Source organism: uncultured Oscillibacter sp., from assembly GCF_900544955.1.
Lineage (GTDB): Bacteria > Bacillota > Clostridia > Oscillospirales > Oscillospiraceae > Oscillibacter.
On sequence record NZ_UQXD01000003.1, the window covers coordinates 81,562 to 96,986 of the forward strand.

A 15,425-nucleotide genomic window follows, 5' to 3' on the forward strand; every position below is an offset into this window, starting at 1 on the left:
TCAGTTCTCCTCCATGTGGTTGATCATGCTGGCAAGATACCCGGCGCCGAAGCCGTTGTCGATGTTCACCACCGACACGCCGCTGGCGCAGGAGTTCAGCATGGACAGCAGGGCGGACACGCCGCCGAAGGACGCGCCGTAGCCCACGCTGGTGGGCACGGCGATCACCGGGCAGTCCGCCAGCCCGCCGATGACGCTGGCCAGGGCCCCCTCCATCCCGGCGATGGCGATGATGACCCGGGCGCTCATGATGTCGTCCAGGTGGGCCAGCAGCCGGTGCAGCCCCGCCACGCCCACGTCGTACAGGCGGTTCACCGGGTTCCCCAGGGCCTCCGCCGTTAATGCCGCCTCCTCCGCCACGGGCATGTCGCTGGTGCCGCCGGTGGCCACCACGATGGTGCCGCCCCGGGGCGGCGGCAGCGTCCCCACCACGCCGATGCGGGCGTCCGCGCGGTAGTCCAGGGGCAGCGCCCGGCCCACCGTCTCCGCCGCCTGGGCGGACATCCGGGTGATGAGAATGGTCTCCTGCCCGTTTTGGCGCATGGTGTCCGCAATGCCCAAAATCTGCTCCGGCGTCTTTCCGGCGCCGTAGATCACCTCCGCCGCCCCCTGACGCACCTTCCGGTGCAGGTCCACCTTGGCGTAGCCGATGTCCGCGAAGGGCTGCTTTTTCAGCTCCAGCAGCGCCTCCTCCACCGGGAGGGTCCCCTGGCGCACCGCCTCCAGCAGGCTTTTTACCGAGTCGTTCATCTCCGCACCTCCAAATCCAGCAGAACCGCTCCATAGTCCCGCCCCAATTGCTCCAAAACCGCCTCCCGCCGCTCCAGCAGCAGCGCCAATTGCTCCGGCCGTACCTGGATGCGGGCGGCGTCCCCCAGCAGCCGGACCCGGAAATCCACAAAGCCCAGGGCCGCCAAGGCCGCCTCCGCCCGCTCCGTCCGCGCCAGGTCCGCCGCCGTGATGGCCGTGCCGGTGGGGATGCGGGTGGCCAGGCAGGCGTAGGCCGGCTTATCCCAGGTGAAGAGCCCAGCCTCCCGGGACCGGCGGCGGATTTCCGCCTTTGTCAATCCGCACTCCCGCAGGGGAGAGCGGACGGCCAGCTCCGCCAGGGCCCGCATCCCGGGCCGGTCCCCGGCCTCGTCGGAGGCGTTGGTGCCGTCCAGCAGCAGAGAGAAGCCGTCCTCCTCCGCCGCCTGCTGAATGGCGGAGAACAGCAGACGCTTGCAGTGGTAGCAGCGATCCGCCGGGTTGGCGGCCACGGCGGGGCTTTTCAGCACGTCCACCGGCAGCACCCGCAGCTCCGCCCCCAGCTCCGCCGCCAGGCGCCGGGCGTCCTCCCCCTCAAACCGGGGCTGAAACGCCGACTGGACATAGTAAGCCCGCACCCGCCTGCCGTAGCGGCAGGCGGCGTACAGCAGATAGGCGGAGTCCACGCCGCCGGAAAAGGCCAGGGCGGCCTCTCCGTTCTCCCTAAAAAAATCCTGCAATTCCATTGTTTTTCCTCCTTCGCTTCCCGGCGCGGCCAGTTTGGACAGAAAAAAGGCGCATGGCCCTCCTTAGGAGGATCATGCGCCTTTGGGCACAGTTGTGTGAATCTTCTGGTTCCATGGAAAAAACGGCCGGGCACTTTGGTGCCGGAATGCCGGCTTGTGCCGACGGTTGAGAGTTTTATTATATTCGCCCCGGCGGTTTTTGTCAAGATCTTCCCGCCGGTCTCCGCCGCACGGCGAATTGCCTGCGCGCTCCTCCCCGGGCGCCCCTCACAGCCGCATGCCGCCGTTCACCGCCAGCACCTGGCCGGTGATGTAGGAGGCCTCGTCGCTGGCCAGGAACAGCGCCGCCCGGGCGATCTCCTCCGGCTGGCCCAGGCGGCCCAGCATGGTCTTCGCCGCAAACTGGTCCAGCAGGGGCTGAGGCACCGTCTTCAGCATCTCCGTCAGGGTATAGCCCGGGGTGATGCAGTTGACCCGGACGGCGGCCCCCTTCCGGGCAAACTCCTTGGCCCAGCTCTTGGTCAAGCCGATAACGCCGGCCTTGGCCGCCGCGTAGTTGGCCTGGCCGATGTTGCCGTACTCCCCCACCACGGAGGAGATGTTCACGATGGCCCCGGCGCCCTGCCGCTCCATCTGGGGGCCGATGCGGCGGGTGAGGTTGAACAGCCCCTTCAGGTCCACGTCCATCACCGCGTCCCACATCTCGTCGCTCATCTTGGCGGTCATGGCATCCCGGGTGATGCCCGCGTTGTTCACCAGGACGTCGATGCGGCCGTACCGGTCCATCAGCGTCTCGTACAGCCGGCGGCAGCTCTCCCCGTCCGCCACATTCAGCGGATAGTAGGTCACCCCCGCCGCCTGGTAGGTCATCTCCCCCAGGTCCGCGGCGGCCACCACCGCCCCCTCTTCGGCAAACAGCCGGCACATGGCGGCCCCCAGCCCCCGGGCCCCGCCGGTGACCACCGCGATTTTTCCCTGCAAACGCATGTCCGTTCCCTCCATGGTGTTGTTTCTCCTATCCTATACCAGATGCACCCCGTTTGCAAGCGCGGCTTCCCCGGCACCAGCGGAGCGGGCGCCGTCCCCCAGAGGGGGACGGCGCCCGGATGCGTGTGTTGTTATCTCTGGACCCGGCCGGAGGCATTGCCCCCCGCCAGGGACTCCACCTCTGCCACGGACATCAGGTTGAAGTCGTGCTCCACGCTGTGCTTCAGGCAGGAGGCCGCCACGGCGTAATTGATGGCCTTCTGGTCGTCATAGCCGGACAGCAGGGCGTAGATCAGGCCGCCGCCGAAGCTGTCGCCGCCGCCCACGCGGTCCACAATGTGCACCCGGTAGGTGGGGGAGAAGCTGGCATTGCCGCCGCTGTACAGCATGCCCGCCCAGTCGTTGTCGCTGGCGGAGAGGCTGCCCCGCAGGGTGATGGCCACCTTCTGGAAGCCGAAGCGCTCCGTCAGCTGGCGGGCCACGCTGATATAGCCCTCATGGTCCACCTTGCCGGCGTTCAGGTCCGTGTTCTCGGCGGCGATGCCGAAGACGTCCTTGGCGTCCTCCTCGTTGGCGATGCACACATCCACATAGGGCATCAGCTCGCCCATGACCTTGCCGGCCTCCTCCCGGGTCCACAGCTTCTTCCGGTAGTTCAGGTCACAGCTGACGGTGAGGCCCTGCTTCTTGGCCTCCTGGCAGGCCGCCAGGCAGATGGCGGGCAGCTCGCCGCCCAGGGCGGGGGTGATGCCGGTGAAGTGGAACCAGTCGGCGCCCTCGAAAATCTTGGCCCAGTCGAAGTCCGCTGCCGCGGCCTTGGCAATGGCGGAGCCCGCCCGGTCGTAGATGACCTTGGAGGCCCGCTGGGAGGCGCCCTTCTCCACGAAGTAGATGCCCAGGCGCTCGCCGCCCCGGACGATCTTGGTGGTGTCCACGCCGTAGCGGCGCAGCTCGTTGATCGCGCACTGGCCGATCTCGTGGGCCGGCACCTTGGTGACGAACGCGGCGTCCATGCCGTAGTTGGCCAGAGACACGGCCACGTTGGCCTCGCCGCCGGCGTAGGTCGCCTCAAACTTCTCCGCCTGGACGAAGCGGAGATAGCTCTCCGGGTTCAGGCGCATCATAATTTCACCAAACGTCACAATCTTCTTCATATCCATCGTTCTCCTTTTATTCAGGCGTTTTTCACTGCGTCCAGCAGCTTGCGGGCGGTCTCCGTGATCTTGCCGTACTCCCCGGCCTCAATCCACTTCTTGTTGGCCAGGTTGCCGCCCACACCGGCGCCCGCCATGCCGGCGCGGAGGAAGTCGGCCACGTTCTCCTCGTTAACGCCGCCCACGGCCATAAGCTTCACGTGGCTGATGGGGGCGCGGATGGCCTTCACATAGGACGTGCCCAGATTCCCCGCCGGGAACAGCTTCACAAAGTCCGCCCCGGCACTGTGGGCCGTCATCACCTCCGTGGGGGTCATGGCGCCGGGCAGGGACACCAGCCCCAGCTCCACGGTGCGGCGGATCACGTCCACATTCACATCCGGGGAGATGATATACTTGGCCCCGGCGGAGGCCGCCAGCTCCACCAGCTCCACCGACGTGACGGTGCCGGCGCCCACCAGCATCCGCCCCTCATAGGCCTGGCCGATGGCGCGGATGGCGTCGGCGGTGGCCTGGAAGGAGGCGGGGTTCTTCTGGTCGAAGGTGATCTCCATCAGCCGGATACCCCCCTCGTACAGGGCGTCCGCCACCTTTCGGCACTGCTCCGGGCCCACGCCCCGGACGATGGCAATGACTTTTTCCTCCAAAATCTTGGCAATGATCTCCTCGCGCATAGTCGCTCCTCCGTTTTCCGTATTGTGAAAATATTTATCGAATGATGATATCTTATTTATACCGCGTTTCCGGCCGTCTGTCAATTTTCCATCCTGCCAAATTTTTTCCGCTTCTTCTGGGTAAATTGATGGTTGCACACCCTGGGGAACTGTGTTATTCTAAAAAGAAATATCACATTATGAAAAAGAAGGGCTACTGATGCGATCTGCCTCCGGTTCTGTCCAATCCATCGACCGCGTTCTGGAGATTCTGGAGACGCTCTCCACCGCGCCCCTTGGGATGTCTCTGTCCGATCTGGCCGCCGCCACCGGCCTGCATATCAGTACCACCCACCGTCTGGTCAACGTCCTGACGGAGCACGGCTACGCCATGAAGGACTCGGCCAGCGGCAAATACCGGCTGACCCTGCGGACCTTTGAGATCGGCAGCCGGGTGTCCAGCGTGTGGAGCCTGCTCTCCGCCGCCAAGCCCCATCTGGACGAGCTGGCCGCCGTCACCCAGGAGGCGGTCCACCTGGTGGAGCGGGACGGCGGCGGCATCGTCTATCTCTACAAGGCAGAGCCCTTCCAGCAACTGGTCCGCATGTCCTCCCACGTGGGGCTGCGCAACCCCATGTACTGCACCGGCGTGGGCAAGTCCATCCTGGCCCTGCTGCCCCAGCAGGAGGCGGAGGACATCTGGAACACGGAGGACATCCAGGCCTTCTCCCCCAAGACCATCACCACCTTCCCGGACATGGTCCAGGAGATGGAGCGCATCCGCCAGCGGGGCTACGCCATCGACGACGAGGAGCACGAGCCCGGCGTGCGCTGCATTGCCGCGGCCATCCGGGACTGGGCCGGGAAGCCGGTGGGGGCGGTGAGCATCTCCGCGCCCTCCGTCCGTATGGACGAGGCGGCCATGGCCCGCTTTTTGCCCCACCTGCTCCGGGTCACCGGCGAGATCAGCCGGATGCTGGGCTGCCCCGGCTGACACTCTCTTTCCGCAAAGAAGCCGCACGTTGATACGTGCGGCTTCCTTTTTTGGAAAACAGGGATCCCGGAGCCGGCGGTTACACCGCCCGGAAGCCGGTATAGTTGTCGTCCTGGTCGAAGACCACCTCATAGAGGGTCCCGTCGGTGGAGAGGTTGGGGTTGGCCTCCACCTCCTTGAGCATGCTCTCGGAGACATAGAACTCGCCCATGTGGAGGGTGTCCTTGGTCCACATGACCTTCAGGGGCTCGCCCAGGTAGGGGCAGGTCCGGATGCAGAACTGGGTGCACAGCTTGTCGTTGTCCAGCATGGAGGGGAGCTTCATGTACTCCACGGTGATGGAGGTAATGCCGTTGGGGTAGGTCTCCTCGAAAGAGCCCTTCTCCAGAATGCGGCGGGTGGTGGCGTCGGCATTGCCGATGCCGTTGAAGTTGGCGCCGGTCTTCTTGGACAGGTCCAGCACGCCGATGCGGTGGATGTAGGGCTTCGTCCGGTAATCGTAGGCGCGGCCCACCACGTTGGGGTCCATGCCGTCGCCGCTGATCTCCTTGCCGATCTGCTCCAGCATCAGCACGTCCACCTTCTCGAAGGGGATGCTGGCCATCAGGCTCTTGGCCAGCAGCAGCAGCTCGGGCTCCTCCTTCTCCACGCACTCGTTGGGGATGGCGCGGATGGTGTGGGTCTGGTGGAAGGCATTCTCCACCAGGCCGATGGCGAAGGGGATGTTGCAGTTGGCCAGAACGGTGCGGCCGAAGGAGGGCACGTTGATGTGCATCAGGTCGAAGCCCCGCTCGTGGCAGATGCTGGCGCCGTACTGCTTGCCGATGCCGATGGCCATCATCTTCATGATGCCGCTCTCAAAGGGGCCGTGGAAGTCGGTGTGGGGCTTGATGCGGGCCACGGGCACGATGTAATCGCAGGAGAGGGCGAAGGCGTCCAGCCGGACCTCCAGCCCCTCGGCGGAGACGCCCACCTTTCCGGTGTCCATGGTGGCATGGATCTCGCAGCCGCAGGCCTCCTCGGTGATGCCGTAGTGCTCCAGAATGGCACGCTGGCCCTCGGCGGTGGCGCCGCCGTGGCTGCCCATGCCAGGCACGATGTAGGGGGTGGCGCCGATGCGCTTGAGCTCCTCGGCGAAGGTCCGCAGAATCAGCACGCTGTTGGCGATCTCCCGGCTGGCGGCGGTGAAGCACACCGTGCTGCCGGGCTTGATGCGGTCCAGGGTGCCCTCCCGCTTCAGCGCGTCCCGCACCGCCTGGGCCACATCCTCGATGTGGGTATCATCCATGCGGTTCGTGACCTTGTAAAACTTGGGGATTTCAACGTCTTTCAGCAAATCTTTTACAACGCCCATTTTAATCACCTTTTTTCAATTTGATACTTTTAGTAAATCACAAATCCCTCAGAATAGCAAGGGCTTTCCGCCCATCTTTTTCAATGCGGTGAAACAGATTCCCCGGCGGCGGAGGACAGGCCTCCGCCGCCGGGGATCGTTGCAGCGAATTGGTTGAAATCGCTCCCCGTCAACCCATGAACAGATTGGGCAGGAACATAATCAGCTGCGGGACCAGGGTGATGAGGAACAGGATGAAGATGTACACCACCACCATGGGCCAAATCTTTTTCAGCAGGTCCAGCAAGGTGATGTTGGAGATGCCGATGCCCACGTACAGCACGTTGCCGACCGGGGGGGTGATCAGGCCGATGACCAGGCCGTACACCATAGTGACGCCGAACACGATGGGGTCCATGCCCACGGAAGTTGCGATGGGCAGGAAGATGGGCGTCAAGATGGTCAGAGCGGGGGTCACGTCCATAAACAGGCCCACGATCAGGACGAACACGTTGATCAGGCACATAATCACCAGCGGGTTGTCGGACACGGAGCTGATGAGCGTTGCGATGGCCTGGGGAATCCGGGCCACGGTGATGACCATGGCCAGGGCCTGGCAGGCCGCCACGATGAGCATGATCACGGCGCTGGCCTTGGCGGACTTGATGGCAACCTGCTTCAAAAGCTTCAGGTTCATCTTCTTGTAGACGAAGGTGGACACGATCCAGGCGTACACGCAGGCCACGACGCCCGCCTCCGTGGGAGTGAAGATGCCGGAGAGGATGCCGCCCATCATGATGACGGGCATCATCAGCGCCGGGAAGGCCTTCTTGGTGGCGGCCCAAATCTCCGAGGGAGTGGCTTTGGGCTGCACGTCGTACTTCCGGTTCTTGTTCATAAAGTACCAGGTCACCATGCAGATCAGGCCGGTGATGACGCCGGGAACCACGCCGCCGATGAACATCTTGGTCACCGAGGCGCCGCTGAGGACGCCGTAGATGACCATTGGCAGCGAGGGCGGGATAATGGGTCCGGTGATGGAGCCCGCACAGCAGCAGGCTGTGGAGTCCGCCGGGTCATAGCCCTCCTTCACCATCAGCGGCAGCATGATGCCGCCGATGGCGGAGATCGTCACGATGGCCGCGCCGGTGAGGCAGGCAAAGATCATGCAGGCCAGGATGGCGGCGTAGCCGATGCCGGCCTTGACGTGGCCCAGCAGCACGCGGCAGAAATCCACGATGCCCTTGGACAGGTCGCCGGCGTTCATGATGTCGCCGCAGAAGATAAAGAAGGGAATGGCCAGCAGGGCGAAGTTGTTCACACCGCTGTACATGTAGGACGGCACGATGTTGAAACTCGTGACGCCGGAGCTCTCCGCCATGGTGAACACCGTCAGCAAAATGGAGAAGGCGACGGGCACGCCCAACAGCAGGAATGCGAAAATGGAAACCAGGAATACCACCAGCGTCATGCGTTCTCCCCCCCTTCCTCAGCAGGCTTTTTTCTAAACAGATTGACGAGATTGATGATGTTCAGAATCAGCATGAACAGCAGCGACAGGGGGATGATGCCCTGCACGATGCCATAGGGGATCTTCGTGATGGGCATGGGATAGGTGATGTTCTCCATGACCAGGTTCATCATCACGCGGATGGTCAGGATCATGATGGCGTCCATCAGCAGGTTGGCGATTGCCTCCACCGCGATTCGGGCTTTCGGCGGCAGGAACATCAGCACGATGTCCACGCGGATGTGGGTCCCTTCCTTGGTAGCCGCCACGCAGCCCAGATAAACCAGCCACACAAACAGAATCCGGGCAATTTCCTCGACAGATGCAAAGCTGTAGTTGAACACATACCGGCCCACGACGTTGATGAACACCATCAGCACCATGACGACCATGCCTATGTACAAAAACCAGTCCAGCAGCTGCCATAAAGCATTTTGTATCTTTTTCATGTTTTCTCTCCGTCCTCAGTTGCTGGGATCTTGGAATTACTGGGCCTGGAGAGCAGTGATCTTCTCCATGATGCTGTCGAACTCGGGATACTGGGCGCGGTACTCGTCGATGACCACGCTGCCGGCCTCCTTGAAGGGCTCGCGGTCGGGATAAGTGACCTCCAGGCCCTTCTCCTTCAGGGTCTCCACGTCGTCCACCATGGCCTGCTTGAACAGCTCCAGCTGCTTGGCCACGAAGGCGGCGCAGGCGTCGTCCAGAACGGCCTGGTCCTCGGCGGACATGCTGTTGTAGAACTTGTCGTTGATCAGCACGAAGTTCATGGCGATCTGGTGGTTGGTCATGGCCAGATAGTCCTGGACCTCATACCAGCCGTTGGCCAGCAGGGTGGAGGGGGGGTTCTCCTGGCCCTCGATGGTGCCCTGCTGCAGGGCGGTGAAGATCTCGGTCATGGCCATGGTGACCACGGAGGCGCCCATCGCCTGGAAGTTCTTCACATAGTGGGACACGGTGGGGACACGGAGCTTGATGCCCTTCAGATCCGCCAGGGTGTTGATGGGGTGGACGTTGTTGGAGATGCAGCGGTTGCCGTTGAGGCTGCAGCCCCGCAGGACGTAGTTGGACTGGGCCAGAGCCTCCTGGAACACGGCCTGGATCTCGGGGTCGTTGCAGATCTTGGAGGCCTGCTCCACATCGTCGAACACCCAGGGGAAGTCGGCGGCGTACAGGGCGGGATAGCGGTCGGCCATCAGGTTGCCGGTGACGCACATCTCAATGTTGCCCAGGGACACACCCTCGTTGAACTCGCTCTCGCCGCCCAGGGCGTTGTTGCTGTAGATCTCCACGGTGTAGCGGCCCTCGGTGCCCTCTTCCACCATGGGCTTGAAGACCTCATTCAGGGCGACGTTGGTGGGATGGGTGTCGGCGTAGTAGTTGGCGACCTTGATGGGGATCGCCTGGACGGGCTTGGAATCTTCGCCGGTGGAACCGCCGGTAGAGCCGCCGGTCTCCTTGCCGGAGCCGCCGCAGGCGGCCAGCGTCAGCATCATGACGCCTGCCAGAACCAGGGACAAAACTCTCTTCTTCATTTGCTTTTCCTCCTAAAAAGTGATGGAAATCTATTCAAGCCCCGCCGGTTCCCCGGCCGGGAATGAATCCTCGCTGTCAGGCCGCCCGGCTGCCTGTGCGCCTGTGTGACAGGCTGTCCCGCAGGGCGGCTCGTGTTTCGCTGCAAACGAAACACGAAAGCGGATATCCGCTTTGAAAACAGAGCCGGCCTGCCGCCTTTTCCGCAGAATGGAATCCTTTTCTCCAATAACTGCTCAAAAAAACGGCTTTCAGCCGGTATCTGAAATCTTTATGACATTTTAACAGGCTGCATTTCTGCATCCCTTTGCCTTTTCGTATCATAGCACGTCCCTTTTTGAAATGCAATCTCACCACCCGGCATTTTATGATTTTCGGAAATTTTCCTAAAATTTGCTTTCGTTTTTTGTCAGAGTGTGAACTGCTTTTTCGTGATATGAAATTCCGAAACCAAAATTGCAATCAGACGTCCGATGATCCTCCTGTCGCGAACAAACTCCCGGAAGCCGGGCGGCGGCAGCCGCCCGGCTTCCGGGGGGACTTGCTCAGTCCAGATAGGCGGGCAGAAACGCCTCCGCCCCGGTGTAGGCGGCGATCATCTGCATCTCGCCGTAGGTCTTCTCGTTCAGGGACACGCCCTCCTTCAGCACCCGGGCCCGGGCCTCGGCGGACTTCTCGCCGTGGATGTAGATGCGCTCCTGGCCCTCCGCCTTGTCGGACGCCCGGATCTCCTGCAAATACTGGTTCAGCGCCGCCCGGATGGCCTTCTTGTCGCCGAACATGCCGTAGTCGATGGCGGCGAAGCAGTGGGCGATGTTGGCCCGGCCGGGGGTCTTGTAGATGTAGTTGGAGGTGGTGCCGCCGGAGAGGATGGCGGTGAAGATCTCGCAGATCATGGCGAAGCCGTAGCCCTTGTAGCCGGAGGTCTGCTCCCCGGAGCCGCCCAGGGGCAGGATGCCGCCGCCGGCCTTGGCGATGATGTTCTTCAGCACCCGATCCGGGTCCGTGCTGTCGTGGCCGGTCTCGTCCAGGGCCCAGCCCTCGGGCAGGCCGTTGCCCCGCTTCACGTAGACCTCCAGCTTGCCTCTGGGCACCACGGTGGTGGCCGCGTCGAAGGAGAAGGGCACCGGGTCCGCGGGCATGGCAAAGGCGATGGGGTTGGTGCCCAGCATGGCCTGGCGGCCGAAGGTGGGCACCATGATGGCCTCGGTGTTGGTCATGCACAGGCCGATCATGTCCTCCTTCACCGCCATCTTGGTATAGTACCCGGCGATGCCGTAGTGGTTGGAGTTGCGGACGGTGACGATGCCGAAGCCGTGCTGCCGGGCCTTCTCAATGGCCAGCTCCATGGCCTGGACGCCCAGGGTCTGGCCCATGCAGTCGTTGCCCTCGATGACGGCGGAGAGCGGCGTCTCAAACACCGTCTTCGGTTTTGCGTCCAGCTTCACCAGGCCGCCGGTGATCTCCTGGTGGTAGCGGATCAGCCGCTGGATGCCGTGGGATTCGATGCCGGACAGGTCCGCCGCCAGCAGCACGTCCGTAATCTGCCGGCTCTCCTCCTCCGTAAAGTGATAGCCCTTGAACACCTCGCGGCAGAACGTCTCCAGCTGCCCGTAGTCCACATGATGATACTGCATATCAGTCACCCCATACTTTCTCTCAGAAATGGTCCGGCACCCCTCCGCTCCGCTTGGCCGCGCCCGGGACATGCCGCCTTGTTTTTTACTATATGCCCTCCGCCCCGCTTCGTCAAGACGGCAGCTTGCCAAATAACCGCGCCGCTTTTTGCGCGATATTTCCCAAAAAACCGCCGTCCCGCCGGGGTTTCAGGGCGGTTTTCCGACGCCGCTTTCCAGCAAAATCACCACCCGACGGGGAAAAAAATGTGCGCAATGTAGAAAAATTTGAAATTCAATTTCACATATTGAAAACGAATTTCATTTGCGCTATACTTGGGACAACCGACGGCGGCAGGGCACCGCTGCGCCCGTTTTGCCCCGCCGTCCCACCCATTTCAAACAGGAGGTATCATCATGCCCAGCGGAAAAGCCAGCGAATCCCGCGCCTTCCAAGCCCCGTCCCGATACATCCAGGGCCCCGGCGAGATCAGGAATCTGCCGGTGTTCGCGGCGAACTACGGCAAGACCGCCCTCGCCATCATTGATACGTTTTTCTATCCGGAGTACCGGACCAAAATCCCCCAGCTGTTCGAGGCCGCCGGCATGACGGCCTACACGGTGGAATACGCCGGCGCCGCCTCCGACGCGGCGCTGCAAAAGCTGCTGGACTTCTGCGCCACGCTGCCCCAGATCCCCGACACCTTCATCGGCATCGGCGGCGGCCAGACCTGCGACATCAACAAGGCCGTGGGGGCCACCTACCGCAAGGCCTTCATCAACGTCCCCACCGCCCTGACCACCGACGCCCCTACCTCCACCCACACCATCATCAACAACCCCCACGAGCAGCCCCGGCTGATGGTCCACTATAAAAATCCGGACTACGTGGTGGTGGACACGGAGATCACCATCAACGCCCCGGCCTGGATGATGGTCTCCGGCATCGGCGACGCCCTGGCCACCTACGTGGAGGCCCAGGCCTCCTTCGCCAACAACAACGTCTGCAACGCCGGCGCCGGGGCCTACCGCCCCGCCCTGCTGGGCATGGCCGTGGCGAAGCTGAGCTACGACATCCTGTTGGAAAAGGGCCGGGACGCCATTCTGGCCGCCCAGAACCACCTGCGGACTCCCGCCTACGAGGATGTGGTGGAGGCCACCGTCCTTCTCTCGGGCCTGGGCTTTGAGTGCACCGGCGTCTCCATCGCCCACGGCCTCCAGGCCGGTTTCCACGTCCTGCCCGTCAAGCCCCTGCTCCACGGCACCGGCGTGGGCTACTGCACGCTGGTGCAGCTGGTCATTGAAAACGACACCGCCCGCTTTGCGGAGATTTTCGACTTCTGCAAGGACATCGGCCTGCCGGTGTGCACGGCGGACCTGGGGCTGACGCCGGAGAACCGGCAGTCCGGCGTGGAGGCCCTGGTGGAGGAGGTCTACGGCAAGCGCTGGAATGTGACCAACGTGCCCATGCACCTCTCCCGGGAGACCCTGACCAACGCCATCTACTATTTGGACGCCTACGCGGCGGCCCGCGCCTGAGGCGCCGGGCGTTCCCGTTTACAATCAAGAGGAGGACAAAGCTATGAAGAATCTGTTTGATATCAGCGGCAAGAAGGCCATCGTCACCGGCGGCACCCGGGGACTGGGCCGGGGCATGGCGGAGGGCCTGCTGGAGGCCGGCTGCCAGGTGGTCATCGTGGGGAGCTCCGAAAAGGTGCTCTCCGTGGCGGAGGAGTACCGGGCCCAGGGCTACGCCTGCGAGGCGGTCCAGGCGGACCTGGGGAAGCGGGAGGAGGTCTACGCCTGCTTCCGCGCATGCCTGGAAAAGCTGGGCGGCGACCTGGACATCCTGGTGACGGCCCACGGCATCCAGCGCCGCCACCAGCCTGAGGAGTTCCCGATGACCGACTGGGACGACGTGCTCAGCGTGAACCTGAGCTCCGTGTTCGTGCTGTGCCAGGAGGCCGGGAAGGTGATGCTGCCCAAGGGCTACGGCAAGATCATCAACATCGCCTCCATGATCTCCTTCTTCGGCGGCCAGACCATCCCCGCCTACGCCGCCTCCAAGGGCGGCATCGCCCAGCTGACCAAGGCCCTCAGCAACGACTGGGTGGGCCGGGGCATCAACATCAACGCCATCGCCCCGGGCTACATGTCCACGGACATGAACGCCGCCCTGATGGACCCCGCCAACCCCCGCTGCCAGCAGATCACGGACCGTATCCCCGCCCACCGCTGGGGCACCGGCGACGACATGAAGGGCGCCTGCGTGTTCCTGGCCTCCCATGCCAGCGATTATATCAGCGGCGCCATTCTCCCCGTGGACGGCGGCTATCTGGTGAAGTAAGGCGCGCAGCCCACCTATTTTCATATACAACGGAGGAATCGTTATGAAGATCACTGCACTGAATCTCTACCTGGTCCGGCCCAGATGGTGCTTTTTGGAGATGGAGACCGACGAGGGCTACACCGGCTGGGGCGAGCCCGTGCTGGAGGGCCACTGCGACACCGTGAAAACCTGCGTGGAGGAGATGAAACCCTACCTCATCGGCCAGGACCCCTCCCGGATCGAGGATCTGTGGAGCACCATCTACCGGGCGGGCTTCTACCGGGGCGGCGGCGTGCTGATGAGCGCCATCTCCGGCATCGACCAGGCCCTGTGGGACATCAAGGGCAAGGTCTTCCAGGCCCCCGCCTACCAGCTGATGGGCGGCGCCTGCCGGGACTCCATGCGGGTCTACTCCTGGATCGGGGGCGACCGGCCCTCCGACGTGGGTGCCGCCGCCAAGGAGCGGATGGACGCGGGCTTCACCGCCGTGAAGATGAACGCCACGGAGGAGCTGCAGTTCATCGACTCCTATGAGAAGATCGACCAGGTGCTGGAGCGGGTGGCCTGTATCCGGGAGGCCTGCGGCAAGCACTTCGGCATCGCCATCGACTTCCACGGCCGGGTCCACAAGCCCATGGCCAAGGTCCTGGCCAAGAAGCTGGAGGAATTCGATCCCATGTTCCTGGAGGAGCCCGTTCTGTGCGAGCACATGGAGTGCTTCCCGGAGATCGCCGCCTGCTGCAACATCCCCATCGCCACCGGCGAGCGGCTGTTCACCCGCTACGACTTCAAGCGCCTGCTGCAAACCGGCGGCGTGGACATCATCCAGCCGGACCTGTCCCACGCCGGCGGCCTGACGGAGGTGAAGAAGATCGCCTCCATGGCCGAGGCCTACGACGTGGCCCTGGCGCCCCACTGCCCCCTGGGCCCCATCGCCCTGGCCTCCTGCCTGAACGTGGACGCCACCTGCTACAACGCGGCCATCCAGGAGCAGAGCATCGGCATCCACTACAACGTGGGCAAGAGCGTGCTGGACTACGTGAAGAATCAGGACGACTTCGCCTTCATCGACGGCATGGTTCGCCTGCCCAAGCTGCCCGGTCTGGGCGTAGACGTGAACCGGGAGCTGGTGCTGGAGGAGTCCAAGACCCCCCACGCCTGGAAAAACCCCGTCTGGCGCCACAAGGACGGCTCCGTGGCGGAGTGGTAAGCTACATAAAAAAGAGAGGCGGCGTGCATGGCACGCCGCCTCTCTCCTTATGCCGGACAGCCGGTGGTTCCGCCGTCACGCCGCTCCGCCCGGAAGGCAATCAGCTGAGCCGCCACGCTGACGGCAATCTCCGCCGGGGTCTCCGCCCCGATGGGCAGGCCGATGGGCAAGCGGACCGCCCCGATCTCCTCCGGGGAAAAACCGCTCTCCTCCAGAGCCGCCCGGAGCACGGCCCACTTCCTCCGGCTGCCCATGCACCCCACGTAGGCCGGGCGGCAGGCCAGCACCTGCCGCAGCACCGCCAGATCCCCGGCGTGGCCGGGGGTCATCACCACGGCGTAATCCGCCGGGGTGAGGGCCACCTGGTCTCCAATGCGGTCAAAGGACCCCAGAACCACCGCCCGGGCGCCGGGGAACCGCTCCCGCCGGGCCATCTCCGGCCGGTCGTCAAAGACCACCACGGAAAAGCCCACCTCCGCCAGCAGCGGCGCCAGGGCCTGGCCCACGTGGCCGCCGCCGAAGAGGTACAGCGTCCCCTCCCGGCCCAGGGGCTCCCCGTACGCCCCCGCCGCCGGGGCCGTCTCTCCGGCGGCGAGGCCGCCGCCGGCGGGCA

15 protein-coding genes are annotated in these 15,425 nt (G+C 63.7%); 4 read left to right on the top strand and 11 right to left on the bottom strand.

All coding sequences use genetic code 11. From position 1 onward, the window contains the following. From larB to QZS21_RS01610, 5 genes are all read right to left on the bottom strand, one after another. Complete coding sequence (gene larB / locus QZS21_RS01590) at positions 1-750, bottom strand: nickel pincer cofactor biosynthesis protein LarB (RefSeq protein WP_295579420.1); 750 nt, start codon at positions 748-750, stop codon at positions 1-3. Further along, entirely contained in the window at positions 747-1,493 is a 747-nt protein-coding gene (gene larE / locus QZS21_RS01595; protein WP_295579423.1) for an ATP-dependent sacrificial sulfur transferase LarE, read from the bottom strand. Before larE ends, larB begins: the two co-directional genes overlap by 4 nt. Positions 1,494-1,760: 267 nt before the next feature. After that, a complete protein-coding gene (fabG, locus tag QZS21_RS01600) occupies positions 1,761-2,495 on the bottom strand; it encodes a 3-oxoacyl-ACP reductase FabG (protein WP_308588724.1) in 735 nt (244 codons plus the stop codon). Positions 2,496-2,611: 116 nt separating this feature from the next. Further along, positions 2,612-3,634: a sugar kinase gene (locus QZS21_RS01605; RefSeq protein WP_295579425.1), complete on the bottom strand. Its 1,023-nt coding sequence runs from the start codon at positions 3,632-3,634 to the stop codon at positions 2,612-2,614. A 20-nt stretch (positions 3,635-3,654) separates the two neighbouring features. Continuing rightward, positions 3,655-4,308 (bottom strand): bifunctional 4-hydroxy-2-oxoglutarate aldolase/2-dehydro-3-deoxy-phosphogluconate aldolase, encoded by a 654-nt coding sequence (locus tag QZS21_RS01610; RefSeq protein ID WP_295579428.1) that lies wholly within the window; start codon positions 4,306-4,308, stop codon positions 3,655-3,657. A gap of 199 nt (positions 4,309-4,507) precedes the next feature. On the opposite strand from QZS21_RS01610, the gene QZS21_RS01615 reads away from it, so the two are divergent. Further along, entirely contained in the window at positions 4,508-5,281 is a 774-nt protein-coding gene (locus QZS21_RS01615; RefSeq protein WP_295579430.1) for an IclR family transcriptional regulator, read from the top strand. Positions 5,282-5,360: 79 nt separating this feature from the next. Here QZS21_RS01615 and QZS21_RS01620 read toward each other — a convergent pair whose 3' ends face one another. The 5 genes from QZS21_RS01620 to QZS21_RS01640 form a co-directional block, all read right to left on the bottom strand. Beyond that, the gene (locus tag QZS21_RS01620; RefSeq protein ID WP_295579432.1) at positions 5,361-6,617 is read right to left on the bottom strand and encodes a lactate racemase domain-containing protein; all 1,257 of its coding nucleotides are present in this window, start codon (positions 6,615-6,617) and stop codon (positions 5,361-5,363) included. A 187-nt stretch (positions 6,618-6,804) separates the two neighbouring features. Next, positions 6,805-8,085 carry a TRAP transporter large permease gene (locus QZS21_RS01625; protein WP_295579434.1) on the bottom strand — a complete coding sequence of 427 codons (1,281 nt, stop codon included), beginning with the start codon at positions 8,083-8,085 and terminating at the stop codon, positions 6,805-6,807. Then, the gene (locus QZS21_RS01630; RefSeq protein ID WP_295579437.1) at positions 8,082-8,573 is read right to left on the bottom strand and encodes a TRAP transporter small permease; all 492 of its coding nucleotides are present in this window, start codon (positions 8,571-8,573) and stop codon (positions 8,082-8,084) included. Before QZS21_RS01630 ends, QZS21_RS01625 begins: the two co-directional genes overlap by 4 nt. A 36-nt stretch (positions 8,574-8,609) precedes the next feature. Beyond that, positions 8,610-9,659 (bottom strand): TRAP transporter substrate-binding protein, encoded by a 1,050-nt coding sequence (locus QZS21_RS01635; RefSeq protein WP_295579439.1) that lies wholly within the window; start codon positions 9,657-9,659, stop codon positions 8,610-8,612. 543 nt (positions 9,660-10,202) lie between these two features. Further along, positions 10,203-11,294 carry an Ldh family oxidoreductase gene (locus QZS21_RS01640; protein WP_295579441.1) on the bottom strand — a complete coding sequence of 364 codons (1,092 nt, stop codon included), beginning with the start codon at positions 11,292-11,294 and terminating at the stop codon, positions 10,203-10,205. A gap of 396 nt (positions 11,295-11,690) precedes the next feature. On the opposite strand from QZS21_RS01640, the gene QZS21_RS01645 reads away from it, so the two are divergent. The 3 genes from QZS21_RS01645 to dgoD are packed head-to-tail and all read left to right on the top strand — an operon-like array spanning position 11,691 to position 14,812. Further along, the gene (locus tag QZS21_RS01645) at positions 11,691-12,812 is read left to right on the top strand and encodes an iron-containing alcohol dehydrogenase (RefSeq protein ID WP_295579443.1); all 1,122 of its coding nucleotides are present in this window, start codon (positions 11,691-11,693) and stop codon (positions 12,810-12,812) included. A 43-nt stretch (positions 12,813-12,855) separates the two neighbouring features. Then, positions 12,856-13,620, top strand: coding sequence for an SDR family oxidoreductase (locus tag QZS21_RS01650; protein WP_295579445.1), 765 nt, complete (start codon positions 12,856-12,858; stop codon positions 13,618-13,620). A gap of 43 nt (positions 13,621-13,663) precedes the next feature. After that, positions 13,664-14,812, top strand: a complete 1,149-nt coding sequence (gene dgoD / locus QZS21_RS01655; protein ID WP_295579448.1) for a galactonate dehydratase — start codon at positions 13,664-13,666, stop codon at positions 14,810-14,812. Positions 14,813-14,859: 47 nt separating this feature from the next. Here dgoD and QZS21_RS01660 read toward each other — a convergent pair. After that, a partial coding sequence (locus tag QZS21_RS01660) for an XdhC family protein (protein WP_295579450.1) occupies positions 14,860-15,425 on the bottom strand: 566 nt, incomplete at its 5' end.

Coding starts and splice junctions, on each gene's coding strand:
- larB (WP_295579420.1), bottom strand. CDS start 750: ATGAACGACTCGGTAAAAAGCCTGCTGGAGGCGGTGCGCCAGGGGACC.
- larE (WP_295579423.1), bottom strand. CDS start 1,493: ATGGAATTGCAGGATTTTTTTAGGGAGAACGGAGAGGCCGCCCTGGCC.
- fabG (WP_308588724.1), bottom strand. CDS start 2,495: ATGGAGGGAACGGACATGCGTTTGCAGGGAAAAATCGCGGTGGTCACC.
- QZS21_RS01605 (WP_295579425.1), bottom strand. CDS start 3,634: ATGAAGAAGATTGTGACGTTTGGTGAAATTATGATGCGCCTGAACCCG.
- QZS21_RS01610 (WP_295579428.1), bottom strand. CDS start 4,308: ATGCGCGAGGAGATCATTGCCAAGATTTTGGAGGAAAAAGTCATTGCC.
- QZS21_RS01615 (WP_295579430.1), top strand. CDS start 4,508: ATGCGATCTGCCTCCGGTTCTGTCCAATCCATCGACCGCGTTCTGGAG.
- QZS21_RS01625 (WP_295579434.1), bottom strand. CDS start 8,085: ATGACGCTGGTGGTATTCCTGGTTTCCATTTTCGCATTCCTGCTGTTG.
- QZS21_RS01630 (WP_295579437.1), bottom strand. CDS start 8,573: ATGAAAAAGATACAAAATGCTTTATGGCAGCTGCTGGACTGGTTTTTG.
- QZS21_RS01635 (WP_295579439.1), bottom strand. CDS start 9,659: ATGAAGAAGAGAGTTTTGTCCCTGGTTCTGGCAGGCGTCATGATGCTG.
- QZS21_RS01640 (WP_295579441.1), bottom strand. CDS start 11,294: ATGCAGTATCATCATGTGGACTACGGGCAGCTGGAGACGTTCTGCCGC.
- QZS21_RS01645 (WP_295579443.1), top strand. CDS start 11,691: ATGCCCAGCGGAAAAGCCAGCGAATCCCGCGCCTTCCAAGCCCCGTCC.
- QZS21_RS01650 (WP_295579445.1), top strand. CDS start 12,856: ATGAAGAATCTGTTTGATATCAGCGGCAAGAAGGCCATCGTCACCGGC.
- dgoD (WP_295579448.1), top strand. CDS start 13,664: ATGAAGATCACTGCACTGAATCTCTACCTGGTCCGGCCCAGATGGTGC.